A 25797-nucleotide genomic window follows, 5' to 3' on the forward strand; every position below is an offset into this window, starting at 1 on the left:
TTAAAAAGGAGGAAGAAAATGTTTGTAAATTTTATCGGGTTAACGTTGTTTTTTGGTATAGGTATCTTAGTAGCAAATGGTGTAAGTCTCATTGCTGCAAAAGGGAGAAATACAAAAAGTACCATTGTACTAATGGTTATTGAATTATTATTATTGGGAGGCTTCTTATTTGTTGCATTGCCTAGTAAAACTCTTTCAACTATTTTATGGATTAATCTCGTTGGAGCCGTTATTGCAAGCGGTTTGTTGCTGACCATTCGTTCTATTAATAAGGCATCGATGAACGTGCTGCATAAAGAACGAAAAACTGTTGGGACAAATACGGTCAACGATTGGTCTGGTCGTGTTTTAGGAATCAGCATTGCTGCAATGGTTTTATTATTCATTATCAGTTCTATAACGAAGGTAACGGCAATTGATGATGTTTACCAAACCATTCCGTTGAAGACAGAAGAAAAAGCAGAAGTTCTAACCTCCGCCAAAGAAACACCGATTGCTATTGCACCGAAAACGGCTAAGCGCAAGATGCTGCAAAAATTCTCAGTGATTCCAAATTCAAATATGTTTACCTTGGATGGTATTACTGCACAGGTTGTGAATGGTGAGTATGTATATGTTGCCACAGTGGAATTTAATGGCTTTTTTAAATGGTCAAAACTAGGAGCAGTTCCAGGGTATTTTATTATCAGTGCAACCGATATTAATGCACAGCCTAAATTTGTTGAAACACCGATTGTGTATACGCCGTCTGCTTATTTTAGTAAAGATGCGGCACGTAAAATTTACGCTGCTTATCCAGATTATGCGGCGACTGGCAAAATTAATTTAGAAATCGATGAAAAAGGAAATCCCTTCTATATTCAGACATTATACAAAGAATATGGCGTTTCTGGTCGGATGAACTACAATGAATTTAAGACAGCTGTTTTAAATGCGACAACAGGCGAAGTGAAAGTTTATAATAGCCATGATGCACCAGCCTTTGTAGATGCTCCAATCACAAGTTCTGCTGCAAATAGTATCAATGAATACTTTGGTCGTTACAGCCAAGGATGGTGGAATCAAACGATGTTTGGCGCGAAAAAAGAGGTTAAAATTCCAACAGAAAATGGTATTTATGCATCTGGTCAAATTACACCTATGATGAATAAAGAAGGCAGTCAATTATTGTACTTTACAGACTTTACAAGTGGTGACGAGGAGCAAGATTCTGCTTTAGGTTATTCCTTGATCAATGCAAGAACTGGCCAAGTAACGTATTACCGTGATACAAAAGTAGGAATTATGGATAGTGACGGCGCCATTTCGATTGCCGCGAAGATTTACCCAGAGAAAAAATGGAAAGCAAGCATGCCAGTTCTTTATAACATCGATGGCGTTCCAACCTGGATTGTGTCTCTAATGGACAGTAAGGGAATCTTCAAAAAATATGTTTATGTCAACGCAGTAGATAATGATATTGTGGTAGATGCCGATGCGGCACAAAATGCATTAGACGCTTACCGGATCGAATTAGCAACGAAAGGAAGTAATAACACAAGCACTGATGCTGCTGATTTAGAGAAAATAAAAGGGACGGTCTCTCGTATTACGATTGTTGCTAGCGAGGCCCAAACTGTTGTTTCCTTCTTATTAGAAAACGAGAAAACAATTTATAGCGTCACAACGAATAACAGCCCAATGGCTCTTTTCTTAAAAGAAGGAGACAAGGTTGCGTTTCAAGCGGTCGTTACAGCGGATGCAAAAGCTGCCAGTATTGAAAACCTTGTGATTGAAGGTCTAGAATAGTAGGATTGACTCTACTCAGACAGATTCAAGCCTAATGGTGCAAGCCAACGTTCAATGATAGTCACTGAAGAAGTGAGTTGTGCTCTACAAAGAACGTGATAATGAAGACCAATCATCTGGAATCAATGATTGGTCTGTTCTATTTAAAAAAATGTAAGTCAAGTAAAAATAATGAGCGATAAACAAGATGAACTAGTTTTCATAGCTTATCTTGAATCTAAGAAAAAGGAAATAATTGTAGAATGTTACTGTAAAAAAGCTAGATTATAAAATGAAAGACAGATGATCACAATCCTCTATATAAATATTTTTAATTTATGGTAAACTATTTATATATTAATAGGCTAAAGGAGCTTAATTTGAAACGAAAAAGGACCAATCGAACGTATTATTCTATCTTTTTAATGTCTATCATTTTAACAGTAGCTGTTTTACTAGCTATTTCAATAAAAAACAAAAAATACACGAACCAAACATACGAACACAATTCCAATAGTAGCAAAACGGTAACCACTAGCAACGAAACAAAGAAAAAAAGTTCTGCCACTTCAACAGTAAATCGACTAGATTCTACACAAAGCAGCTCGCTTGAACCCGTTAAAACTCAAAATAGTGTGCAGACTAAACTAGATGCATCCGAATTATTTTTAAATGCTGGAAAAGTAGGGTATGGTGTGTATTATTTTAATGAAGATGACTATCTAACAAATTACAATACAGATCCTTTTATCTCTGCTAGTGTTATTAAAGTGTTTATAATGGCGTATATTTATGAAAAAGAGCTGGCATTAGGCAGAATGCTAGAGGGGGAAACCACTCAAGAATTGGTTCGGAGAATGATTCAAATTAGTGATAATCAAGCGACTAATAGACTTATTGAGTTTTTGGGTATGGATAATTTGAATCACTATTTTGAAGAGCAAGGGTATAAAGGGACAAAATTACAACGGAAAATGCTGGATGAGCAAGCTAGAATGAATGGGCTGGAAAATTATACATCAGTAGAAGATGCTATGGAATTTTTGAAGAAAATGTATGTTCATCGTAACGAATGGCCGTACTCGCAAATGTTAACCATCATGAGTGACCAAACAATCAGAACTAAGCTTCCAAGTAAATTACCATTCGAGGTTCAGGTGGCGAATAAGACGGGAGAGTTAACGACTGTGGAAAATGATATCGGCTTAGTCCTTGATCCAAAGAACCCTTTTGCCATCGTTATTTTAACAAACGAGGTTTATGACAGTTCTGCAATGAGAGAGGCCATTGGTGGATTTGCTTTGCAATCATTTGAAGAAAGCTAAAAAATTGTCCTAAATATTGCTAGTGGTTTTTGGTACTTTATGTGTATTTATTTATGAGAACTCTTAACTATGCGGTAAAGAGTCCTGACATAAAAAAAGGGGTCTGAACAAAGAAAGGATGTTAATGATGAAAGAATGTAGTTATTGTCATACTAAAAACAGTGATAAATCTAAATTTTGTGAGCAATGTGGGAAACCGCTTGGGGAAAATGGCTCAACAAATGAACCACATGAGACAAGTAAGTCTACTGTTGCCCAGAAAAATATACAGCCTGTATTAATTGGCGCGATTGTGGCACTAGTGGGCATTATTATTGGTATTATTTTATTTATCTATTTAAAGCCAAATAACACTTCTGCGCTTTCGTCAGAAAGTAGTCGAACTGAGACGACTTCAACGACAAAAAATAGTAGTCAAACAGAAACAACCTCGTCAAAAAAAGAGGCAGAAAATTACGATGAAATCATTAAAGTAGCGAAAGAATTAAATATCGAAGGAAAATACAAGGAATCTGAATTAAAATTAGCATCCATTCCTGTCAGTGTACTTGGAAAACCCGAATGGGCAACTATCAAGGAAGCTATAGAAAATTTAACAAATTTAAACAATAAAGGGCTTCAAGAGCAAAAAAAATCATCTGATAATGTGCAGCAAAATGATGATCCATCGACTTTCACAGGTGATTTAGCTAAATGGGCCAATACCTATACATTCTATTATTCTCAAAGCAGCCAAAAACAAAGCCGATTAACGATTGCGACTAACGGAGGCGTTACTCAAAGTAATTATGATGGTACGCAATATTTTGGTAGAGCCACAATTGTCAACGCTTCGGGTGATATTTTGAGTTACAATACGGATACCTTATATCCAACCAGGATGCCAAGTACAAAGACGATCAATTCGAATGTTAAAATCACGATTCAATGGGATAATAATGGAGGAAGTCAAAACCTGTATGGCTATCTTTCTTATTCCTCTCGTTTGGCTCTAACAGATGGTCTCAATAAGGGCAGCGGAGTAAATGAAGTTTGGATTACGTATTAAAGATTCCTTTTTAATAGACTTATTTTCATTCACTTATGATGCGATTTTTTGTATTGTAAGTGAATGTTCTAGTTATTGAAGTGTTTATTTAGTCAAGGTAACGAATTTGAAATCGAGGGATATTATTTTTAGATAGTGATCATACGGTAGTAGAAAAAGGAGTTGCCTAAATGTTTGGTAGACTAAAGCAAAAAAATTTATACTTGTTTTTCCTTTTGGTCTTGTCTTTAGTAGCGGGATGTAGTGGTATGAGCAAGGAAAAATATGAACAAACGATTTCAGGTATTTATGCTCAAAGCCGATTAAAAGGAGAAATAACAGTAGAGAGTGTTGAAGGGCAAGGTTACTTCTATTCAACCCCTTATACACGAGTGGTCTTTGATTACACCGAGATTGTGGGAGATAAACCTGTGACGGTCAATGACACGATGTTTTTTGAACATAAAACAACTACATTAAATCAGGAAAGTGAAGCGGTTGGAGCTGAAGATTTAACCGAATTTAGTATGTATTCTGGCGTGGTCCAAAGTTTTGCTTTTCAAGAGGAATCAGTTTCTTTAGCAAAAGTGATTAAAAAGGAGCTTAGTGAAAAAATTGAGATAGAAAAGTTGCATTTGATCGAAGTAGAACCTTATTTGATGACGTTTCCTTTATTAGATTCATCGGAAGAGATCGGTTCTTTTTCAGATAATTTTGCACTGTATAAAAAAGACGTAGCAAATAACCAAAAAGCAGGGCGACCATTTAAAGGCTATTATGATATCAATGTAGAAAAATATATGAAGCTTGGGCTCATCTTAGTAGAAATAAGCTATGAAAATGTTTCAGAAGAACTATTTCCTGATACGATTGACGAATTGGATCGAAGAGTACGTCGAAAGATATTAACGCTAGATACATCAACTTTCTATGATGGTATCTATAGATTATCTTTCGATACAGTAACCGAGGATGGCGGAAGAACAGGCGGTAGATCCTATACGTTTCATGTTAAAGATAAAAAAATAAGTTATCTTTCCTATGGCAAGTAAAAATAGAGTATTTTGTCTCTGACAGTATCTAAATACGTAGATACTATGACTAAACTAAGCTAAGTCGTCAACAAGACCATTGGACAAAAGAACATTGTAAGCATGTCTCCCTATTTAGATACTTGTTTCCGATTTTTTTCTATAGTAGCAAAAATGAATCAAACGAATAAACAATGAAACCCGAGCTTATCCGTCCTTTCTGGAATAATGTAAATAGTAGAATTTTAGAAAGGAAAAAATTCCTTCCAAAATTATGATACAATATTCAAAAATGAATACGCTATCTTTTTTGCGATTCAAATAAATAATAAGGGATGTTCATACATGTATGTAGGATTTGATATAGGCGGTACAACGATTAAGTACGGCATTTTGGATGAATACGGAACTATTTTAGAACAAGGAAGTATTGGAACGGAATATGAACCGGAGGCCTTTTACAAAAGTTTACTAAAGATTATTGAAGCTGCTCAAGCAAAGTATCAAATAAAAGGAATCGGGATAAGTGCTCCAGGAATTGTCCAAAAAGATGGATATATGCTAACGGCGGGTGCGATCAGACCTTTATATGGAGAAAATTTCAAACAAAAGCTAGCGTTATTCACTAGTTTACCTGTCACTGTAGAAAATGATGCAAATGCAGTTGCCATAGCTGAAAAATGGATTGGAAATGCAACCGATATGGAAAATTATTTATGCCTAGTTTTAGGTACTGGTGTTGGCGGTGGAATCGTCATTAATGGAAAAGTTTATCGTGGTTCTCACGGCATGGCCGGGGAATTTGGCTGGATGATGATCGATAAACTACCTGAAACTGGAAACCTTGAGGATGTATCTATCAATAAACGGACCGCAATTGTTGGAGGTCTAGTACGTCTTTATAATGATGCGCAACTGGAACAAAGCCCAGAGGAATTTGTTCCAGTGAGTGATGCAAGGGAGATTTTTACCTTGGCAGAAAATGGGGATACTCTTGCAATAGCAATCACTAAACAATTTTATGTTGACCTTTCTGTAGGATTGGTCAATCTAATTAGTTGTTTTGATCCAGAAGCTATTTTAATTGGTGGTGCTGTGAGCGCAAACCAATTTTTCCATCAAGAGCTTCAGAAAACCTTAGAAGAAGTTGAAAAAAGACATGCATCAATCAATTATTTAAGAGGAAAAACAATTGCTCCAGTCTTGCCAACTAAATTAAAAAATAATGCAGGACTTATCGGGGCTGTTTATCAGGTTCATCAAGTTGTCAGCAAATAAATTCTTTTATGGTATAATTTTCTTAGCAAATTAAAGGAGATTAACCTAAATGGCGATATTCGATTATCTGAAATTAAATGACCTGTCCTCGGTAGAACAAGAAATTTATCGATTTGTTGTGAATAATCTAGATAAAATCCCGTATATGCGTGTTCGAGATATTGCGGATGGAGCACATGTCTCTTCTACATCCGTCTTTCGTTTTGTTCAGAAAATAGGATTTCATTCTTTTCCAGAGTTTCGATTTTATATTAAGTCTCATTTAGATAATGTTCGTCAAGAAGAGGGTAAAAAGCATATTGGTATTGAGGAACGAGTGGATTCTCTTAATATGGGAATTTTTCATCCAGATGTAGAATATCAAATCAAAAAAATGGCACAGGATTTGTGCGATAGTGATGTTATATTGTTTATGGGCATGGGAGCCTCTGGTGCAATTGCTCAGTATATTGCTAGAAAATTAGCGAGTTTAGGTTATCTATCTATCAGTTTAGATGATTTGACCTACCCTATTCGCAGCTTTTTACGCAAGGATCAAAAAAACGTCATCGTATTTTTAAGTGTTTCTGGTGAAACAAAAGAATTGATAGAAGTCATTGCAGGTTTAGAAGATAAGAATAGTGTCAAAAACTATTGTATTACACTAAACAAAAAAAGTACGCTCGCTCAACTTTGTGATTACTCTATTGAGTACGAAATCAAAGAAGAACGCAAAGATATTTTTTTAGACCTTACGAGTCAGTTGCCATCGATCGCAATCTTAGAAACGCTGATTAGTTATCTTAAAGATTTTCGTAATGAATAAATAGAAGCTGTTACAACAAATTAACTAGAGTGATCCCCACTTTAGTTAATTTTTTTGTTTAAAATTAGGAACAAGTCGTTCCGCACAAGGAATTTATTCTATTTCCCAAGAATTTATTTTAAAAAAGAAGGCGCTTACTTTTTCGCGAGGTAATTTAGGTATAATAGGTTTATAAATGAAAGGAGTTTTATCTATGCAAAAATTTAATGATATTATTGATCGTTCATTAGTGCCAATTGCAACAAAGTTGAATAATCAACGTCACATTGCAGCTGTTCGAGATGCTTTTATGTTGATTTTTCCATTAACGATTTCTGCATCACTGGTTATTTTAGTCAACAATATTTTATTTTCAAATGATAGTTTTGTCGTGCAATTATTACGCTTATCTAGTGTTTTTCCGAATTTAGAAAGTGCACAACAGGTGTTGTCTTCCGTGGCAAATGGAACAATCAATATCATGAGTATTTTTATCACCTACCTTGTTGCGCAAATATTAGCGAAACATTTTAACGCAGATTCCACTTTGGTTGGGCTGACAAGTATCGCAAGCTTTATGATTTTGTATCCTAAACCCTTTAATGCAGATGACTTGAATGTTGTGAGTACACAGTATTTAGGCGCTCAAGGTTTATTTGTAGCTATGATTGTTGGGTGCTTAGTTGGGGAATTTTTACCAAAACTATTTAAGGTGAAACGTCTGCAAATTAAAATGCCGGAAATGGTTCCACCAGCTGTTTCTCGTTCTTTTTCAAGTATGATTCCCATTGTTATTGTAGTTGGGCTCTCGGCAATTATTAACTTTTTAGTGTTAATGATCGCACCAGAAGGAGTTAACGAACTGATCTACAAAGGAATCCAAAGTCCTTTACGTGATCTTGGAGGAAATGTTGTTGGCGTAATGCTGTTAGCTTTTATTCAAACATTGTTATTTTCAATTGGTATTCATGGTCCAAACACGTTAAATGCTGTTCGTTCTGCTATTTTTACAGAACAAGATTTGGCCAATCTTGATTTTATTAATAAAGGCGGTTCACTTTGGGATGTTCCTTATAAAGAAACGTGGGGCATATTAAATGACATGTTCGCAAATATGGGTGGTACAGGGATGACGATGGGCTTGATTATTGCGATCTTTATTGCATCTAGACGTCCAGAACAACGAGAAATTGCCAAAATGTCATTAGTTCCAGGTATTTTTCAAATTAATGAACCAATCATTTTTGGGCTACCAATCGTTTTAAATCCGTTATTGATCGTTCCATTTATTTTAGTACCAATGGTCAATATTATGATTGGTTATTTCGTGACGGTCGTTTGGCCAATTATGCCTTCGCCTGCGATTGGTGTCCCGTGGACTACGCCTGGAATCATTAATTTATTCTTAGGAACAGGTGGAAATATAGTGGCTGCATTAGTTGGAATCGTCTGCTTAGCTGTCTCTGTGGGGATTTATTTACCATTTGTTATTGCATCAAATCGTGCACAAAAAATTGATTTATAAAGGTATTATTTTTATTGAAGGAGATCTATTATGACGAATAAAATATCAGAAGATTTTTTATGGGGTGGCGCAATTGCCGCTCATCAAGTAGAAGGGGCTTGGAATGTTGACGGCAGAGGACCAAGTACCGCCGATGTAATGACTGCAGGAGGCAACGGAATTCCTCGGAAAATAACGAAAGGCATTCTTGAAGGAGAGTATTATCCAAATCATGAAGCGATTGATTTTTATCACCACTATAAAGAGGATATCAAGCTTTTTAAAGAGCTAGGCTTAAAATGTTTGCGAACGTCCATATCGTGGAGTCGTATTTTTCCTAAAGGGACTGAAGCAGAGCCGAATGAAGCAGGTCTGCTATACTATGATCGGCTCTTTGATGAATTAGTAGAAAATGGAATTGAACCAGTCATTACGCTGTCTCATTTTGAAATGCCGTATTACCTCTATGAAAAGTTTGGCGGTTTTGCAAACAAAGAAGTGATTCCGTTATTTGTGAAATTCGCTAAGTGCGTGTTTGAACGCTATAAAGATAAGGTAACCTATTGGATGACCTTCAATGAAATCAACAACCAAGCTGATGGGCAAGAGCCGCTGCATGTTTGGACGAACTCAGCGATGATTATTGAAGATGAAGACAGGAAAGAAGAACTTGTCTTTCAAGCAGGAGTCAATGAACTAATCGCTAGTGCGGCTGCGGTGATCGAAGGGAAAAAAATAAATCCTAATTTCCAAATTGGTTGTATGATGGCTTATGTTCCGGTCTATCCATACTCTTGTAATCCAGAAGATATGATGGCATCGGTAAAAGCGAATGAACGCAGATTCTTTTATAATGATATTCATGCTCGTGGTAAAATTCCCACATATGCTACAAAGTATTGGGAACGTAAGAACTATCAAATTGATATCAGCGAGCAGGAATTAGCCATTTTGAAAGAAGGAACAGTTGATTATATCGGTTTTAGTTATTATATGTCTGGTACGATTTCAACACTTAAAGACGTTCAAGGTTGGTCAACAGAAGATATTCCCAATGCAAAAATAGTGAAAAATCCATATATAAGTGTATCCGATTGGGGCTGGCCAATTGACGAAGTTGGTTTACGCTATGTTTTAAATACGGTCTATCAACGTTATGACTTACCGTTGTTTATTGTGGAAAATGGGTTCGGTGCCTATGATGAATTAACCGAAGAAAATACCGTTCACGATGAATACCGGATTGATTATTTAAGTAAACACATTGAACAAATGAAAAAAGCCATTGTAGAAGACGGTGTTCCAGTTATCGGTTATACACCTTGGGGAATCATTGATATCGTCAGCTTTGGCAGTGGCGAGATGGAAAAAAGATATGGCATGATCTATGTTGATAAAGATAATGAGGGGAAAGGTACGCTTAAACGTTTGAAAAAAGATTCGTTTTATTGGTATCAACAAGTGATTGAAACGAATGGCGAAGATCTTTAAGTTATCGGATAAATGACTAATTGTATCATGAATAGAGAGTGGGATATACCTCTTTGAGTCATATCCTGTTCACATGGAATCCGTATAAATAGTGGGAGCAGAAGCAATCACTACGCTTCGCTTCGATCACATCAAATTCTAAGTGCTAAAGCATTAAGATTTGAAGGCTTCGGAAATAAGAAGAAATTCACAAAGATTTTAAGAGTAATTTTCGTGAATTTCAGCTTATTTTTCGGGATTAACCACTCCCGTCCCAACCTCTATTTTTATTTGTATTTCGTTTGAAGAGATTAGATTAAATTTAACAAGACTGAATTTGAAAAAAATGTTGTGTCACTCACGTAATGGTCAAAAATGGTCGAAAACCTTGTCTGTCAACTAACAATAATGAAAAAAAGAAAATGCAATGACGTTGGATATCTATACACATTCTCTTAAATTGGAAGAACGGGCAGCGATTGACCATGTTTCTCAGTACTGAGGTTAGAAAGTTTGCTGTCATGTCAGCACTGTAGTAAAGTACTTAATAGAGGCGAATTTCACGATAAAATAGATTCAGCTTGAATACAAAAGGAGGTTTTACTATGAAAATCACTCAACTATCCATCGATACATTAAAACGAGCGCAAGAGCGTTTGGAAGAAACTCTTGCTCAAATGACTGTCGATGAGGCGAATTCAATGCCAAATCTACTGATTAAATCAGTAACCTGGCTCATTTGGCATACTGCACGTGAACTGGATTATCAAATGGCTGACTTAAATAATACAAAGCCACTGTGGCTAGAGTCAGACTGGTCTACTAAATTTGGGTTGGATTTACCTGATGATACACAAGATTGGCAGCATACGCCTGAGGAAGCGGCTAAAGTTATCGTACTAGATAAAAAAATACTTCAAGATTATTTAGCGGCAAGTATTGATTTTACCGTTATGTATTTAGAAGCATTAACAGAAGCAAGCCTTAGTGATATCGTAGACACAAATTGGACGCCAGCAGTTACGCGTCAAGCACGTATCGTCTCGGCTATTGATGATGCAGTGATGCACTCGGGTCAAGCAGTGTATACAAGAAGATTAGTGATTGGGAAATAGAAACTTGAGTTTAAGTTGTTTAAATTGGAGAAAAGTGACAACTAGATATAGTTTTAGCCGTATGCGTTCATTTTGAATAGTCAATTTCAAAATATCAATGTGCTACAAATTCATGTGTTTGAAATAAAAGAAAGTAAATAAAAAAGAAAAGACCATGACAAATGTAAGGAACTTTTGTTATGGTTTCTTCTTTCTTTTTTTAGGAATAGTTAAAGCTTTATATCAACTACAAAAAAGTCATCCATTCAACTAAAAAGCAATTATTTTGGTTAGTAAAATGAAAGATTATCCTTATTAGCTTAAGGTTGCTCACCGATTAGAGTCCATTTTAAAGTAGTTAGCTCACCTTTCAGGGCTTTGGTTTTTTCATTGATACCTAATTCCCCATTTAGTAATAATGAATGAGAGCCACGGGCAGCATCATTTTCAGAAGAAGTGACTTTGATGGCAGCATTAGTGATACTTTTTTTGCCAACGGAAGTCGTATTGTCCCCTTGCAAATTAACTGAGAGTGTCATCTTGTTATTTTCGAGACCATAGGTACTGGATTGTTTATCTTCGGGAATAGCTTCTTGCACACTAAGTTCCCAAGAACCATCACTAAGACCGCGAAAATCATTTACAACTACGTTAGAGGTACTCTTATTTGTATCTGTTAGGGTCTTACTTGTGCCGTCGATCGTACCGACAAAACTCATATCAGCAGTACCGCTGGATAAATCTCCAAGAGACAAAGTTCCCCCCACCAATTCAGCATTGACTTTAGAATTTCCATTTGTATCTTCTGCTGCATGTATAGTCATTGGAAAAAGTAATAAGCTACTTAAAATTGTTAAAGCGACTCCAAACAAATGCCAGAAGTAGCATTTGACGGGACCATTTTAGGTGGGTTCTATATAACCAAAGAATCGACAGATAAAGAAGAAAAAGATAGTGAAAGTGTCCAAATCAAAAATCGTTATTCTTATGTCATCGGAATTCAATTACGGGAAAACGAACAGACTGTGAAGCCTGTACTCCAATTAAATGATGTGAAACCAACACTTCAAAACTATCGCACAGCAATTTCAGCAAACCTGCAAAACACACAAGCAACCATCATCAACAACTTGGAAGTAGAAGCGAAAATCAGCAAAAAAGGCAGCACAGAGGTGTTATACGAAACAACAAAAAAAGACATGTCAATGGCGCCAAATTCAAACTTTTACTTCCCAATAACGATGAATAATCAGCCCTTAAAAGCAGGAGACTACACATTACGACTTACGGCAAAAGATCAAACAGAAAATTGGAAGTTTGAGCAAGATTTTAACATTTCTGCAGAAGATACCAAAAAATTGAATAAAGAAGCGGTCGATTTAGAAGAAGAACCAACGGATTGGCTTAAAATTGGGCTAATTATCGGCGCAATCATCATTGTTCTGCTAGGTTTACTCTTCTTCTTTATTCATCGCAGTAAAAAGAAAAAACAAGAAGCAGAACGCCTAAAGAAGCTTCGCAAAAAGAAACAGAAACAAAAAAGGGATCGTTCAGATGAACATAAAAAAATGAAAAAGCGGCCCAAATAAATACAAGTATCAAAAGAGGAGGTGAAAATAGCATGAAAAAAAAGCTAGCTATGTGTATTAGCGGACTTGCCTTATTACTTGGAATTGGAAGTTATTTAGCGCTATCGAATTCGCAAATTTCTGCAGAGGAAAAGGCCCCACAATCTTCTAATGTGACGAAAAAAAGTTTAACAACTTCTGCCCCATTCAATGGACCAAGCTTGTTTGCACAAAATAGTATACTAGGAAATAATAAGTTTATACCGATTGGCCCAAATGACACCCTTCCAGAAGGGTATTATTTCTTCGCTAAGCCTAATAAAAATACTCGCTATTTCAAAGTTAATAAAACTACCCGAAATAAGATATTGGAGTATAAACATACCCCCATAAGAAATCAGGGTAGTGGGTTGTATACTGATGACAACAATAGGGCTCTTAGTGATGGTACTCAGGCAGCTTATTTTAGCAATGTTGGTGAATACCAAGGAAAAACGGTTGATATGATGATTAGTATTGAGGACGGTTATAGCTGTAGGTTTAGTTATACCCATAATGTTGGAAAAGGAGTAACCAATAGCTTTGGCACAGTTTACAGTTTAATGGGTCCTGATAAAAGTTCTAAAATCACCTATTCTTACTTTGATAATGAGACTGGAGAGCCATACGTGGTAAAAGGAATCTTTAGTACTTTTGTAGACTTTAACTATAATATAATAGGGTGGGATCATAGTCAAGTAGACGCAACTTATGTTAATAGTAACTCAAGGATAACCTATGATACTACTAGCGAAACCAACACAAAAAGTATTCTCAAAGGTAATGGCACCGATGAATTAACGCAGCCTCAATATTATGTGACCGGTATTTTTACGGGAAGCTCGATTTGTGCACTACCTATATCACCTTATTCAACAGGCAGTATGGGGATGAATTATAGCACAAACCTTGTATCAAGAATGAAAATACCCGCACCACAACTTAGTGGCTCATTGGAGAACGATGGCACCAAACATAGTACATCTTTTTCTATTTCGATGAAACAAGTCGTTCCAGATCGTCTGTCTAATTTTAGTAAGTACGGGTATTTAGACTATACTATACCGGTCAATGATTTTTACAAACTTAAATCGTTTAAAGTAGTCAATTATTTGGATGATACGGATGTAACTAGCAATTTTACTCTGTCTGGAAATAAGTTGGAAGCAAAATCAAGCTTTTTGGATCAAGATACTTTTTATGGAACAAATTATGAAATCACTTTGAACTATGAGTTAGACAAGACCAAAGATTTTTTTGGTTTCTATAAGGATGGCTATTTGGAAATACCGTATGATCCAATCACGCAATCTTCTGATTTAGATGGTGTTCAATCATCTAACGCAACAACGGCTAAAATCAAATGGGACTATCAATTAGAAATTACTGCAAATGATGTGACGTATGGTCAAGGAGAAATAAAAAGATTCAATCAAGAGCCAGAAGCTTTTAAAGAAAAGCTTTTGACAGATTCAAAAGCGAAGGGGAAAAATCTGAACTTAGATACCGAGCTTCCTGTAAGTGTAACGGATATGGCGATTGATTCTAAGGTAGGAACCTATCCTGTTACATTATCTACACAAGACGGAGATGTCACTTTAACAAAAGAAATCAAGGTGAATGTCGTAGCCATGCCGCCAAAAGTAGCGATTCCAGAAGCTGGTACGACTGTTGTGAGCAGTAAAGGTGTTCCGTATAGTTTTAGCGGAACGGTTTCTGATGAGGATAGTGAAGATCTGTCGCTGTTTGTTACTATTGATGACGGAACGCCAACGACAATCTGGGATAAACAGGCGAATACTGATCTGAATCAACCAATTGATTTTACCTATGAAATTCCAGGAACACAATTACTGGAGCTGGGAGATCATGTAGTGAAAGTGTATGCGAAAGATAGTGAGGATAATCAATCTGAGGTAGCTCAATTTACGTTAGACATCCGTGGCTATTTAGCATTCAAAGAATTGCCACCAGAAACATTAGACTTTAATCAAACTAAAATTGGTTCTAAAGGCTCCTATGCAAAGCTAAATAAAGGGGTAGATTTTAGTGTGGAAGATTACCGTGGCAGCAATACAAGCTGGAAATTGGTTGGTTCACTGACTTCAGAATTGAAAGATAGTGCAACGAATACAATAATAAAAGACGGAATCGTTTATCGGGATGAAGAGGGAAATGAGACGCCATTTACCACCGATGCCACAGTAAAATTAAGCACAGGGAAAGCAACGGCGAATAATGTCCTATTTCCTATCAATTGGAGACCAGAGGATAAAGGCATCTTTATCCAAGTACCGCCAGAAGTAAAAAAGGGAAATTACAAAGGAAGCATTGAAATGAGTTTAGTTGATGCTCCTTAAAGAGTAAGGGAATGTTGATAAAAAGTTGTTTGAAAGACATTATGACTACAAGAACATAGTGTTAAAGAGAGGTTGGGACAGGAGTGTTTAATCCCGAGAAATAAGAAGGAATTCACGAAAATTGCTCTTCAAATTTTTGTGAATTTCAGCTTATTTCCGAAGCCTTCAAATCTTAGTGCTTTAGCACTTAGAATTTGATGTGATCGAAGCGTAGTGATTGCTTCTGCTCCCAACGTTTATACGGATTCTTTGAGTCTGAGATATAACTCGTAGAGTTATATCTCAGACTCTCTTTAACTTTTTTTGTCTTAAACTTTACTAGACTCTCTTAAAACCAACGAAACGGGCACGACGATTTGTCTGCCTAGTTCTCCTTTTTTATTAATCAATTCTAGCAATGATTCCACTGCATGAGTGGCGATTAAATCTGTATTTTGTTTGACCGATGAAAGGGTAGGTGTTGTGTATTTCCCAAAAGCAGTATCATCAAAGCCGATTAATTTTATTTTTTGTGGCACAGGGATATGATTTTTTTTCAAGCGTAGCATTAATTCTAAGGCAATGAGATCATTTATCGAAAAAATTCCATCTGTATTTGGATTTTTCTTGAGAAAAGCTAGTAAGTCTTCCTCAAAATTAGAATCTTCAATGTCAAGGGCAAGTAAATGCTGTTTTGTATTGAAAGAAATATTATTTTTCTTCAATGCGTCTTTAAAGCCATTCAACCGCTCTTTAGCACTGGTGGATTTTTGATTATGCATCGCAATAACAGGATGCTGGCAGCCTTGATGGATCAGTTCTTCAGTACTCTCAAAAGCACCTTGGTAATGATTGGACGAAATAAAAATAGTATCCTCTTTCTTTTTTGGCTCCCGATCGATACAGATATAAGGGATTTTCTTTTCGGCACCAGAGGAATCAAATTCAAATGCCTCGGCTCCTGAAATAACGATCAAACCATCTACGCCCTTGCCTTCTAAAATACGTAGATAAGCAAGCTCTTTTTCTGAACTTCGGGATGTATTGCAAATAATAGTAGAATAGCCCTTAGCAAATAGAATTTCTTCTAATTGCTGCACAACATCAGAAAAGAAATAGTTACTGATGTCCGGTACTAAAATACCGATCGTGAAAGATTTGTTCATACGTAAGTTTTTAGCACTATAATTCATTTTATACCCTGTTTCTTCAATGACTTTTAATACTTTTTTTCGAGTTTCTTCAGAAAAGCGACCATTGTCATTAATAACTCTTGAAACAGTTGCGACAGAAACACCTGCTATTTCAGCAATGTCTTTAATAGAATAGTTTTTCATAAATCATGTCCTCTTGAGTAATCGTTCTCATTTTTCTTTGATATTTACCCATATTTTCTCATAAAAAAAGGCTGAATACAAATTTTCACTCCATATTTTGGTTGACAGGTCAAAAAAATGGTGATATATTAACCATAAATAAAGGTAAACGATTACTCAATTATTTTTTTAACTCTTGAGTAATCGTTATCTCAAAAGGAGATGAGTCAGAGTGTCAATATTATTATGCCCATCAATGATGTGTGCTGATTTTTCTAATCTAAAAAAAGAAACACAAGAACTTGATCAAGCTGGGATCGATATTTTTCATATGGACTTTATGGATGGTAGTTTTGTGCCAAACTTTGGAATGGGATTACAAGATTTTGAATTAGTCCGTTCTGTTACAGAGAAGCCAGTGGATGTTCATTTAATGATTCAAGAACCAAGCAAGTATGTTGAAAAATTTGCGGATCTTGGAGCAGATATTATTTATATCCATCCAGAAGCAGATCAACAAGCGGCCCGAACGTTGGATATCATTCATCAAAAAGGAAAGAAAGCTGGCATCGCAATTAATCCAGGGACATCGGTTGAAATGGTTCAAGGATTATTGCCGTTAGTAGACTATGTGATGGTCATGACTGTTAATCCAGGCTTTGCTGGTCAAAAGTATTTAGAGTATACCGATTCTAAAATAGAGAAGTTGCTAGCGTTAACAAATGAATATCACTTTGACGTGATGGTGGATGGCGCGATTTCACCCGAAAAGGTCCAACAACTAAGCAAAATTGGAGTGAAAGGCTTTGTCTTAGGGACCTCGGCCTTGTTTGGAAAGACTAGCACATATCAAGAGACCCTTGGAAAGTTAAGAGCAGGCGAATAAGTTGATTTTTTGATTCTAAATAACAGGAGGTATCATTTTATGAAATTAGCAATCGGCAGCGATCATGTTGGCTTTGAGTTGAAGCCCATCATTATCGACTATGTAAAAGAATTAGGCCATGAGATCGAAGATTTTGGACCGAATTCATCAGAGCGAACGGATTACCCTCAATATGGGAAAAAAGTAGCAGAAGAAGTGGCTTCAGGAAATTTTGATGGAGGTATTTTGATTTGCGGTACTGGGGTAGGGATTTCAATTGCTGCCAACAAAGTCAAAGGCATCCGAGCAGTTGTATGTAGTGAACCTTATTCGGCTAAGCTTTCTAAGGAACATAACAACACGAATATTGTAGCATTCGGCTCTAGGGTGGTTGGCAGTGAGTTAGCCAAGATGATTGTAAAAGAATGGCTAGATGCTACCTTTGAAGGCGGCAGACATGCCAAACGTGTAGAGATGATTCAACAGATAGAGAGGTAAAAGAGTTCAATTCTCTCTATTTTTGATTTATTTTGGAATAAAATGGAATTAATTGGAAAATAGTGGTTGAAATTGGAATTAAGAGGTGCTATTATGGGGGTGTAGAAGAAGACAGGAGGAATAAAAAATGAAATTAGCAACAAGAATCAATTCATTTTTACCGAAATTCAATCATGACGTGGGAGAAGTCCTACAAGAATTTAACCGTCTAGGGCTAACCCATGTTGACCTTAATTATCCAGAGCATGTAGAAAATATTTCGGCTGACAAGATGAACGAGCTTTTACAACAAAATCATTTAAAAGCAAATGGTGTGGCACTAAGGTTTAGAAGTGAGTTTATCAATGGCGAATTAGGAAATGCGGATCAGAGTATTTCTAGCAATGCAGTTAAACTGTGCAAAGAAGCGTGTGATTATTGTCGCGAAGTAGGTGGAGAAGTCGTGACGATCTGGTTAGGCTTTGATGGGTTTGATTATTCATTCCAGATCGACTATGAAAAAGTTTGGAACCAAATCAAAGCCTGTATGATTGAAATTACAGACTATGCGCCTGATCTTAAGATCAGCATTGAGTACAAGCCGTTTCAACCAAGAGCTTATGCATTCTTAGATAGTTTCGGAGTTGCTTTATCAATGGTTCATGAGGTTGGCCGTGAGAATTTAGGGATTACCTTAGATTATTGCCACATGCTAATGAAACATGAAAATCCAGCCTACGGCGCGAGCATCTTAGGCAGTCGTCAAAAACTATTTGGGGTTCATTTAAATGATGGCTATGGTCTAAATGATGATGGATTGATGATCGGTACAAGCAGTTTGATCAAGACGATCGAATTTATCTACTATACAAAATTGCACAATTATGATCACGCTTTCTATTTCGACACATTTCCAATTATTGAAGATCCTGTAGAAGAGTGTGAAAGAAATATCAACATGATCAAAAAAATCGATGGGATCATTGATCGATTAGGAATGAACTACATCGCTGATGTGATCAAACAAAACAGTGCAGTGAAAGTAAGTGATTTAGTATTAGAAATCTTAGCCTAAGATTTCTAATACATTGTTCCAATAACAAAAAGAACTAGGGGAGTGAACAAGGATGGATTTCAAATTAGCAGCAAAAGAAATTTTAGAAAATGTTGGCGGTCCAGAAAATCTAGCGAATATGACCCATTGTGCTACACGATTGAGATTAACGCTGAAAGATCCTTCTAAGGCAAATGATGAGGCAGTAAAACAAATTGATGGTGTTGTTAATGTCGTGAACAAAGCTGGCCAATACCAAATCTTAATCGGTACTGAAGTTCCTAAATTATATGATGAATTCGAAGCGTTGGTTACAGGGGAAGATGGCAATAGTCAAGTAAAGGATAGCGGGGAGCATTCTGGCAGTATTATCAGTAATATCTTTTCAGCAATATCAGCAATTTTTGCGCCATTATTACCTGCATTAGCTGGATCAGGGATTTTACGAGGACTATTGATTTTAGCTGTTCAAACAGGAATTTTATCTGAAAATAGCGGGACTTATAGTATCTTAAATGTTGCTTCAATGAGTGTCTTTTATTTTTTACCTGTATTGTTAGCGTTTACTTCTGCGAGAAGATTTGGCGCTAGTCCATACTTATCTGCTTTGATCGGTGCGGCGCTGTTGAATCCAGAATTTATTGCATTGATGGGTGACACTGGAAATGGTACAACAACAAGCTTTTTGAAGATTCCAGTAGTGTTGATGAATTACAATTCTACAGTTGTTCCGATCATTCTTTCAATTTGGGCATTCTCTTATCTTTATAAATTTTTAGACAGAAAAGTGCCTGAGACATTAAAATTAGTGGTTGTTCCGTTGATTTCTCTAGCGGTAATGATTCCTTTAACGATTATTGTAATCGGTCCAATTGGTGTTTATAGCGGTGAAGCGGTGGCTCAGGTCGTTAACTGGTTGATTGAACGTAGTAGTATCTTGACAGGTATCTTGATTGGTGGCGGTTGGAGTGTTCTAGTAAGTCTAGGAATTCACTGGGCGGTTAATCCAATCATGATCAATAATGTCTCAACCTATGGCTTTGATTATATTGTACCGTTTACCTTTGCCTGTAATTTTGCTGTTATTGGTACGACGATTGGTGTTTATTTTAAAGCAAGAAACAACAAATTACGTAGTTTTGCGTTAACAGGTCTAGTGACGGTCGCACTTTCAGCCATTATCGAACCTACATTATTTGGCTTACTAGTAAAAAACAAAAAATTATTTTTAGCACAAATCATTGGCGGTGCTGTCGGCGGTGCATATTTAGGACTGACAAAAGTCGTAACGAACGCTTTTGTATTTGGTAGTGTGACAACTTTTCCAGCTTTTGTAACAGACAATGCGTCAAACTTTATTCAAGCAATGATTGGATTAGCAATTTCACTGGTTACGTCAGCAGTTCTAGGGTATATGTTTACTGAAAGAGAAGAAATGTTATCTTAAAATCTAAAATAACTTCTTTCAAATTGGCTTATTTCGTTACTATTTATCGCTATTTATGGTATTTTAAGAATGAGTATTTTTCTTGAAATAATTAGTAATGAAAAAATGAAAGGAGTTTCTTATGATTCCATATGTTCGCCAAGAGAAGATCATCGAGATTCTAGAAAGTAGAGAATTGATCAAGATTGAGGAATTACAAAAATTAATCCCAGAAGTTTCGATATCCACACTTAGACGTGATTTGAAGGAACTGGAAGGGGTAAATAAAGTACAAACCTTATCAGGTGGTGCCGTCAAGCTTTCTTCAAGTGTATCAGAGCTGCCAATGGCAACAAAAGCCAGTTTACAAACGAAAGAAAAGCTCCATATAGCACAGCTAGCTGCTCGTGAAGTGGTAGCGGGAGAGACGATCTATTTAGATTCGGGTTCGACTTGCACCGTATTGTTAAGAGAGTTACTCAAAAAGAAGATTCGCATCGTCACGACAAATACAGATGTATTTAGACTGACTGGGGAGTTTGAAGCAGATATTACGATTTTAGGCGGCACTTATGATCCTAAAATTTCATCATTAAGTGGGCCGCTCGCTGAAGCGAATATTCAAAAATATGTCTTTGATAAAGCGTTTCTCGGGGCAAATGGCATTGATTTGAAATTTGGCGTAACAACACCTAATTTGATTGAAGCAATCAAAAAAAAGACAGTCATCGATCACGCCAAACAAGCATTCTTAGTCTGTGATAGTTCTAAATTTCATAAGACATCGGCAGTGAAATCATTTGATTTGAACGAAGTGGTGTTGATTACAGACAAAGTGGATCTTGAGTTGAGTAAAGAAATGAAAGTCATCTCTGAATAAAAAAATACAAAATGAAGCACGCCTCTCTTTTTTTAGAGACGTGCTTCATTTTATTTCAATATCATTCAAAAGTTCTCATATGAACAGTTTTTAGCTTCTCAATCCGCGGCCTCTATCAATCAGGTACCAGCAAACGGCATAAAGCACAGAGATAAAAAGAACCAAAATAATCAGAGACCAGATAATTGGCACATCGATCGTTCCTAAAAAGCCATAGCGAAATCCGGAAATCATATAAACGATAGGATTGATTTTAGAAATTGCTTGCCAAATCGGCGGCAACATTGAGATGGCATAAAATACCCCGCCAAGATACGTTAATGGCTGTAAAACAAAGGTTGGGACAATCGATACATCATCAAACGACTGGGCAAAGATCCCATTTAATAAACCTGCTAATGAGAATAAAATAGCCGTCATAAGAAGTGTGATAATAACAATAGACCATGAATAAACGTGAAGAGGGACAAAAAATAGCGAGATAATGGTCACTAATGTGCCGACTAGTACGCTTCGACCAAGTCCGCCAATCACAAAGCCCCAAATAATAATATGAGTTGGAACAGGAGCAACTAATAATTCTTCAATATTTTTCTGAAACTTTTGTGAGAAAAATGAAGAAGAGACATTCGCATAAGAGCTTGTAATTACAGACATCATGATCAGACCTGGAACGATAAATTCCATATAAGAGAAACCTTCCATTTGACCGATCCGTCCGCCAATCAAGTTTCCAAAGATGACAAAATATAAGGATGTGGTAATAACAGGCGGAACTAAAGTTTGAACCCAAATCCGCAAATAACGATTCGTTTCTTTTACTGCAAGGCTTCTTAGAGCCGTGAAATATAGCTTGAACATGTTTTATTCTCCTCAATTTAAAAGCTTAGCGAAGTGTTTCGCTTAACGTTTTTCTTCTGTGATTTTTAAAAATAGCTCTTCTAAACGATTTGATTTGTTGCGCAGAGAAAGAACTTTTATTCCTTGAGCTGTCAGTTGCGCAAACAACTCGTTGATTCCTTGATCTCGTTCGACTTCAACAACTAAGGTTCGTTCATCTTCAAAACTATGCGTATACCCAACAATTTCAAGTGGTTGTTCAAAATCCTCTAAATCAAAAATAAAGGTCTCAAATTGTAGTTTTGCCAAAAGAGTTTTCATACTGGTATTTTCAATCAATTCACCTGATTGAATGATCCCAATATTCCGACAAAGCATTTCTGCTTCTTCTAGGTAATGAGTCGTAAGGATAATGGTTGTACCATTTTCATTTAGTTCTCTTAGAAAATCCCACATTTCACGTCTCAATTCAATATCCACGCCCGCTGTTGGTTCATCTAAAATCAGTAACCGGGGTTCATGCATCAAAGCGCGTGCAATCATCAATCTACGTTTCATACCGCCAGAAAGCATTCGGGCACGTACATTTCGTTTTTCCCACAAATTAGATTGTTTCAAGTATTTTTCGCTGCGTTTTAAGGCTTCTTTTCGTGAAACGCCATAGTAACCCGCTTGGTTGACCACGATTTGTTCAACTGTTTCAAAAGGGTTAAAATTGAATTCTTGTGGAACTAAACCAATTTGTTGTTTTGCGAGGACTAGTTCTTTATCAATATCATAGCCAAAAATAGTTACTTTCCCCGATGTTTTATTGACAAGAGAGGTGATGATGCCGATAGTTGTTGATTTTCCAGCGCCGTTTGGACCTAGAAGGGCATAAAAATCGCCTTCTTCTACGACTAAATCGATTCCTTTTAGCGCTTGTACGCCTGTTGCATAAACTTTCTTTAACTCTTTTATTTCCAGTGCATATGTCATTTTATAGAGGTCTCCTTATTGGTCTGATTCTTTCGTTTAGCGTTTGTCTCAATGTTTTCAGTGCAATCGGAAAATAAGTGTGTCATAGAATCCATAAACTCCTCCACAAAGTCTTCCCTTAATGTGTAGTGGTGCCATTGCTTTTGTTTACTCACTGAGACGATACCCGCTTTTTCTAATACTTTCATATGATGGGAAAGGGTCGGCTGAGTAAAGTCAAAATGTTTTAATACATCACATGCACACATATCACTATATGAAAGCAAATCGATGATTTTCATTCGTTTAGGATCAGCCATTGCCTTAAGCGCTAATGAAATACGTTCATAATCCAAGCTCATTCTCCTTTCGAACATAGATAGATATCTATGTTGAATATAAATTAACTTAAATCGAATGTCAAGGGAAACTAACATGGGAGAATAAGATATTTTTTAAGAAGCTTCATCCAAAGAAGGAATGCTGTTATAATGGAAGCTAGAACTAGCTTGATCACCGAAAAATTTGCATCTTAGAGGAGTAACCTAAAAAATATGAAAAATATCCGACTAACAATTGAGTATGATGGCACGAGATACCTTGGCTGGCAACGGCTTGGTGACTCAGATAAAACGATCCAAGGAAAAATCGAGAATATACTAACCCAAATGACGCGTACAAAAGTTGAAATTATCGGCTCTGGTCGAACAGATGCTGGAACGCATGCTAGAGGACAGGTTGCGAATTTTAAAACCGATAACACGGTAAGCTTACCAGAGATGATCGACTTTCTTAATCGCTATTTGCCACAAGACATTGTTGTGCAAAAAATAGAAGAAGTACCAGAAAGATTTCATGCGCGATATAATGCTGTAGGGAAAAAATACAGCTATTATATTTGGAATGATAGAGTTCCTTCGGCATTTGAACGAAATTATAGTTACCACTATGCCCAAGATTTAGATATTGAATTAATGAATCAAGCCTGTCTTAAATTGATTGGAACCCATGATTATATTGGCTTTTCTGCACTTAAAAAAACCAAAAAATCAACGACGCGAACAATTGAGGAAATATCAATCAAAAAAGAGGGGAAACGACTCCATTTTACCTTTGTAGGCAACGGCTTTTTGCATAAAATGGTTCGGATTCTGGTCGGGACACTTTTGGAAATCGGAGCGGGGGAACTTTCATTAGAAACGATTGATGAAATATTTGAAAGCAAAATCAGAAGTGAAGCGGGTGTGACAGTTCCTGCACAAGGACTATTTTTGGATGAGGTTTATTATAAATAAGACCAGAGAGAGCTGTCAGTTGCTTGAAGAAAATATACTAAGAACTTAAAGAAAACAGGAGCATATCCTGTTTTTTTGATACAATAAAAGAGGATTCACGCGGTATATTTAAATTAGAAACGTGTGCAATAATAGAAAAATAGGGGTTAAAAGATGAAAAAAATGGGGAAGAAAGTCGTTAGATGGTTAAAAAGGGGAAGAGGCAAAAGTTATCTGCTGTTTTTTGTTTGGCTTTTATTTATGGGCTGGGCGAGTTGTCGAATTTATGCGGATGTTAAATTAGATCAATTCCAAAAAAATACAAATAATGAGCAAGTTGTTTTTCTATATGAAGACGAAAAGTATTGGTCTGGATTAGATGAAGTGAAAGAAATTCTAGAACAGGATTTTTTAAAAATAGCTGGACATATTTCAGTTACTCATCAAAAAGATGCATTACTAAATTTAAAAGCAGGTCATATTTTAATGCACGGATTTTCTACGACTATGGAGTATAAAGAAACAATTCCTTATAAAATTGCTTATTTTTACCAGCTATTTTCCAAGGATTCTTTTAAAAAAAATAGTTGGACGGATTCTCAAGAGGTTCAGTATTTGGATGTTTTAGGTATTGCTTCTAATGGGCAGAATAGTTATAAAGTAACAATTTCAGAGAATGACATTGCAACAATAAAAGAGAATAAGGAAAAAATCCTTACTGGAAAGGTAAAAGTCAGAGCGCGAAATTTTGAAGACATTAACTATAGAGAGTTGGAAGACAAAAGCTTCTACACCTATTTGAAAAACGAACAACAAAAAAATAGTCCGTACACTTATTTATATGTAGAAAAACAACAGAGAGATGCAGTTGAATCGACTATATTGAGTTTACGCTATGTAGTTAATGAGGCAGAAGTAGTTGCTTGGAATAACGTTTTTGAAACGATTGATTTATATGGTAAAAATAAGTTTATCGCCCAATATCCCAACAATCAAATGAAAGAAACTATCAATGCAAGAAAAAGCGTTTCAACTGCACCTAAAGGAGATGCGATTTCTAACGCAACCGATATACAAGATTTAGTGGAAATCAAAAGACTAGATACGGGGCAACCTTTGCTTAGTAGCGATTTTTATCAAACCGATCAATTAAAATGGTTTCAGTACATGGCTGATCCTAATAAAAAAGCAAAAGCAGTCAGAGAAATAGTAATTAGTTTAGATAAGCAACAAAAAACGATTTTATTTGATAAATATGCATATGAAAATAATACAAAAGGAAGAAAAGAACTGAATGAGAGTCAGAAAAGGATCAAACAAGACATTTCTGAGCAAGGTAAAGAATCGATTTATTATAAGTGGTTGTCTGAATTGAATTTATATGATAGCGATGAAGGAGAATTGATAGTTGACTTTGGCAATGGGATTGTTAACGAGATAGAGTCCAAGCGATAAGCTGATTATTTAGAGAGAATTGGAGAA

The 25797-nt window shown here is 36.2% G+C and carries 23 protein-coding genes; 18 read left to right on the top strand and 5 right to left on the bottom strand.

Annotated elements, in window-relative coordinates:
• Positions 1 to 18: 18 nt before the first annotated feature.
• The 9 genes from IGJ50_RS01575 to IGJ50_RS01615 all read left to right on the top strand — a co-directional run bounded on the left by IGJ50_RS01575 (position 19) and on the right by IGJ50_RS01615 (position 11301).
• Positions 19 to 1788: a DNA-binding protein gene (locus IGJ50_RS01575; RefSeq protein ID WP_069641457.1), complete on the top strand. Its 1770-nt coding sequence runs from the start codon at positions 19 to 21 to the stop codon at positions 1786 to 1788.
• A gap of 359 nt (positions 1789 to 2147) precedes the next feature.
• Positions 2148 to 3092: a serine hydrolase gene (locus IGJ50_RS01580; RefSeq protein WP_429948567.1), complete on the top strand. Its 945-nt coding sequence runs from the start codon at positions 2148 to 2150 to the stop codon at positions 3090 to 3092.
• A gap of 124 nt (positions 3093 to 3216) precedes the next feature.
• Positions 3217 to 4140 (top strand): zinc ribbon domain-containing protein, encoded by a 924-nt coding sequence (locus tag IGJ50_RS01585; RefSeq protein WP_429948568.1) that lies wholly within the window; start codon positions 3217 to 3219, stop codon positions 4138 to 4140.
• Positions 4141 to 4310: 170 nt separating this feature from the next.
• The gene (locus tag IGJ50_RS01590; RefSeq protein ID WP_207120953.1) at positions 4311 to 5171 is read left to right on the top strand and encodes a hypothetical protein; all 861 of its coding nucleotides are present in this window, start codon (positions 4311 to 4313) and stop codon (positions 5169 to 5171) included.
• 324 nt (positions 5172 to 5495) lie between these two features.
• Positions 5496 to 6428, top strand: coding sequence for an ROK family protein (locus IGJ50_RS01595; protein WP_069641460.1), 933 nt, complete (start codon positions 5496 to 5498; stop codon positions 6426 to 6428).
• 49 nt (positions 6429 to 6477) lie between these two features.
• Complete coding sequence (locus tag IGJ50_RS01600) at positions 6478 to 7233, top strand: MurR/RpiR family transcriptional regulator (RefSeq protein ID WP_069641461.1); 756 nt, start codon at positions 6478 to 6480, stop codon at positions 7231 to 7233.
• A gap of 193 nt (positions 7234 to 7426) precedes the next feature.
• Positions 7427 to 8737, top strand: coding sequence for a PTS sugar transporter subunit IIC (locus IGJ50_RS01605; protein ID WP_207120951.1), 1311 nt, complete (start codon positions 7427 to 7429; stop codon positions 8735 to 8737).
• A gap of 30 nt (positions 8738 to 8767) precedes the next feature.
• Complete coding sequence (locus IGJ50_RS01610; RefSeq protein ID WP_429948570.1) at positions 8768 to 10207, top strand: 6-phospho-beta-glucosidase; 1440 nt, start codon at positions 8768 to 8770, stop codon at positions 10205 to 10207.
• A gap of 584 nt (positions 10208 to 10791) precedes the next feature.
• Positions 10792 to 11301, top strand: a complete 510-nt coding sequence (locus IGJ50_RS01615) for a DinB family protein (RefSeq protein WP_429948572.1) — start codon at positions 10792 to 10794, stop codon at positions 11299 to 11301.
• Positions 11302 to 11600: 299 nt separating this feature from the next.
• Here IGJ50_RS01615 and IGJ50_RS01620 read toward each other — a convergent pair whose 3' ends face one another.
• A complete protein-coding gene (locus IGJ50_RS01620) occupies positions 11601 to 12104 on the bottom strand; it encodes a hypothetical protein (RefSeq protein WP_429948574.1) in 504 nt (167 codons plus the stop codon).
• A gap of 48 nt (positions 12105 to 12152) precedes the next feature.
• Here IGJ50_RS01620 and IGJ50_RS01625 point away from each other — a divergent pair, with 48 nt between their 5' ends.
• Both IGJ50_RS01625 and IGJ50_RS01630 read left to right on the top strand, forming a co-directional pair.
• Positions 12153 to 12869 (top strand): DUF3324 domain-containing protein, encoded by a 717-nt coding sequence (locus IGJ50_RS01625; protein WP_429948575.1) that lies wholly within the window; start codon positions 12153 to 12155, stop codon positions 12867 to 12869.
• A gap of 32 nt (positions 12870 to 12901) precedes the next feature.
• Positions 12902 to 15247, top strand: coding sequence for a hypothetical protein (locus IGJ50_RS01630; protein ID WP_429948577.1), 2346 nt, complete (start codon positions 12902 to 12904; stop codon positions 15245 to 15247).
• Positions 15248 to 15555: 308 nt separating this feature from the next.
• Here the strand turns inward: IGJ50_RS01630 and IGJ50_RS01635 are convergent, their stop codons facing one another.
• A complete protein-coding gene (locus IGJ50_RS01635; protein WP_069641477.1) occupies positions 15556 to 16563 on the bottom strand; it encodes a LacI family DNA-binding transcriptional regulator in 1008 nt (335 codons plus the stop codon).
• Between the two features lie 211 nt (positions 16564 to 16774).
• Here IGJ50_RS01635 and rpe point away from each other — a divergent pair, with 211 nt between their 5' ends.
• From rpe to IGJ50_RS01660, 5 genes are all read left to right on the top strand, one after another.
• Positions 16775 to 17428: a ribulose-phosphate 3-epimerase gene (gene rpe, locus IGJ50_RS01640; protein ID WP_100630409.1), complete on the top strand. Its 654-nt coding sequence runs from the start codon at positions 16775 to 16777 to the stop codon at positions 17426 to 17428.
• Between the two features lie 39 nt (positions 17429 to 17467).
• Positions 17468 to 17905 (top strand): ribose 5-phosphate isomerase B, encoded by a 438-nt coding sequence (rpiB, locus tag IGJ50_RS01645; protein ID WP_429948579.1) that lies wholly within the window; start codon positions 17468 to 17470, stop codon positions 17903 to 17905.
• A gap of 127 nt (positions 17906 to 18032) precedes the next feature.
• The gene (locus IGJ50_RS01650) at positions 18033 to 18959 is read left to right on the top strand and encodes a sugar phosphate isomerase/epimerase family protein (RefSeq protein ID WP_069641480.1); all 927 of its coding nucleotides are present in this window, start codon (positions 18033 to 18035) and stop codon (positions 18957 to 18959) included.
• Positions 18960 to 19011: 52 nt separating this feature from the next.
• Entirely contained in the window at positions 19012 to 20385 is a 1374-nt protein-coding gene (locus tag IGJ50_RS01655) for a PTS transporter subunit EIIC (RefSeq protein ID WP_207120940.1), read from the top strand.
• A gap of 121 nt (positions 20386 to 20506) precedes the next feature.
• Entirely contained in the window at positions 20507 to 21244 is a 738-nt protein-coding gene (locus IGJ50_RS01660; protein ID WP_069641482.1) for a DeoR/GlpR family DNA-binding transcription regulator, read from the top strand.
• A 90-nt stretch (positions 21245 to 21334) separates the two neighbouring features.
• Here the strand turns inward: IGJ50_RS01660 and IGJ50_RS01665 are convergent, their stop codons facing one another.
• From IGJ50_RS01665 to IGJ50_RS01675, 3 genes are read right to left on the bottom strand one after another with little or no spacing between them, the layout of a single operon-like run.
• Positions 21335 to 22105 carry an ABC transporter permease gene (locus IGJ50_RS01665; RefSeq protein ID WP_069641483.1) on the bottom strand — a complete coding sequence of 257 codons (771 nt, stop codon included), beginning with the start codon at positions 22103 to 22105 and terminating at the stop codon, positions 21335 to 21337.
• Between the two features lie 42 nt (positions 22106 to 22147).
• Positions 22148 to 23062, bottom strand: coding sequence for an ABC transporter ATP-binding protein (locus IGJ50_RS01670; RefSeq protein WP_429948582.1), 915 nt, complete (start codon positions 23060 to 23062; stop codon positions 22148 to 22150).
• Positions 23059 to 23397 (bottom strand): ArsR/SmtB family transcription factor, encoded by a 339-nt coding sequence (locus IGJ50_RS01675; RefSeq protein WP_429948584.1) that lies wholly within the window; start codon positions 23395 to 23397, stop codon positions 23059 to 23061. Before IGJ50_RS01675 ends, IGJ50_RS01670 begins: the two co-directional genes overlap by 4 nt.
• Positions 23398 to 23595: 198 nt before the next feature.
• On the opposite strand from IGJ50_RS01675, the gene truA reads away from it, so the two are divergent.
• On the top strand, positions 23596 to 24336 hold the full coding sequence (truA, locus tag IGJ50_RS01680; RefSeq protein WP_429948586.1) for a tRNA pseudouridine(38-40) synthase TruA: 741 nt from the start codon (positions 23596 to 23598) through the stop codon (positions 24334 to 24336).
• Between the two features lie 153 nt (positions 24337 to 24489).
• On the top strand, positions 24490 to 25770 hold the full coding sequence (locus IGJ50_RS01685) for a hypothetical protein (RefSeq protein WP_429948587.1): 1281 nt from the start codon (positions 24490 to 24492) through the stop codon (positions 25768 to 25770).
• The last annotated feature ends 27 nt before the right edge of the window (positions 25771 to 25797 follow it).

Source organism: Enterococcus sp. AZ101 (genome assembly GCF_050499005.1).
GTDB lineage: Bacteria > Bacillota > Bacilli > Lactobacillales > Enterococcaceae > Enterococcus_L > Enterococcus_L ureilyticus.